The sequence below is a fragment of the Streptomyces sp. NPDC046876 genome, from assembly GCF_040645035.1.
GTDB lineage: Bacteria > Actinomycetota > Actinomycetes > Streptomycetales > Streptomycetaceae > Streptomyces.
The window spans coordinates 6,218-7,660 of record NZ_JBEYXK010000177.1 but is presented as its reverse complement, the minus strand read 5'-3'; the positions used below and the strand labels follow the sequence as shown (position 1 = coordinate 7,660).

General features: G+C 71.6%; 2 protein-coding genes. Both read left to right on the top strand.

The features are described 5' to 3' along the window. A partial coding sequence (locus ABZ924_RS37585) for a PASTA domain-containing protein (protein ID WP_361920074.1) occupies positions 1-307 on the top strand: 307 nt, incomplete at its 5' end. 36 nt (positions 308-343) lie between these two features. After that, positions 344-1,201 (top strand): deoxyribonuclease IV, encoded by an 858-nt coding sequence (locus ABZ924_RS37580; RefSeq protein ID WP_361920076.1) that lies wholly within the window; start codon positions 344-346, stop codon positions 1,199-1,201. The last annotated feature ends 242 nt before the right edge of the window (positions 1,202-1,443 follow it).

Sequence of the window (1,443 nt, the reverse complement as noted above, 5' to 3'; positions counted from 1 at the left end):
CGAGCAGGTCAACTCCCCGGCCCCCGCGGGCACGGTGGCCAACCAGTCGGTCAGTGCCGGCGCCCAGGCCGCGGCCGGCGACACGGTGGTGCTGACGGTTTCCAAGGGCCCCCGCCAGATCCCGGTGCCGAACGTGGTCGGCCAGGAGGCGGACCTCGCCCGCAAGACCCTGGAGGCGGCCGGGTTCAAGGTGAAGGTGGAGAAGCCCTTCATCTCGTTCAGCAACACCGTGGACGCCCAGTCGGTTCCGGGCGGCCAGACCGCCCCCGAGGGCAGCACGGTTATCCTCCGGGTCAAGGGGCTGTAGTACGTGACGCAGAAGGACGGGCAGGACCGCTCTGCCCTGCGCAATCCGGTCGGCGGGCACGTGCCCGTCGCCGGGGGCCTCGCCTCGGTGGGGCTGTCGTACGCCCGGGAGCTGGGGGCCGAGGCCGTGCAGGTCTTCGTGGCGAACCCGCGCGGCTGGGCCACCCCGGCCGGCAACCCGGCGCAGGACGAGCTGTTCCGCGCGGGCTGCGCGGCCGGGTCGATCCCGGCCTACGTGCACGCCCCGTACCTGATCAACTTCGGCTCGCACACCGAGGCGACCGTGGAGAAGTCGGTGGAGTCGCTGCGGCACTCGCTGCGCCGCGCCCGCGAGATCGGCGCGCTCGGGGTGGTCGTGCACACCGGCTCGGCGACCGGCGGTCGGCCGCGCGAGGCGGCGTACGCGCAGGTCAGGCAGTTCATGCTGCCGCTGCTGGACGAGCTGACGCACGACGACGACCCCTTCCTGCTGCTGGAGTCGACGGCCGGGCAGGGCTCCTCGCTGTGCTCGCGCACCTGGGACTTCGGCCCGTACTTCGACGCGCTCGACCACCACCCGAAGCTCGGGATCTGCCTCGACACCTGCCACGTCTTCGCCGCCGGGCACGACCTGGCGGAGCCGGGCGGGACCAAGCAGACGCTGGACCTGCTGGTGGACACGGTGGGCGAGGGCCGGCTGAAGCTGATCCACGCGAACGACTCCAAGGAGGGCGTGGGCGCCCACAAGGACCGGCACGCCAACATCGGCCAGGGCCACATCGGCCGCGACGCCTTCGCCGAGCTGTTCTCGCACCCCGCGATGGAGGGCGTCCCGCTGATCATCGAGACGCCGGGCGGTACGGAGGGCCACAAGGCGGACGTGGCGCTGCTGAAGGAGCTGCGCGGGTTCCACTGACCCTTTCCTTGAGGAATACCCCTGGGGGGTATACGGTTCTGCTGTCGGCAGGACCGTTGCCAGGCGTTCCCGAGGGGTTGCGATGAACGAGGTTCACGAGCACCACGAGCACCACGCACAGCAGGCAGACCACGAGCACCACGAACACCACCATGGCCACGACGGCCACCAGGGTCACCACGGCCACGACGGCCACGACGGCCACGACGGCCACGACGGCCACGACGGCCACGACGGCCACG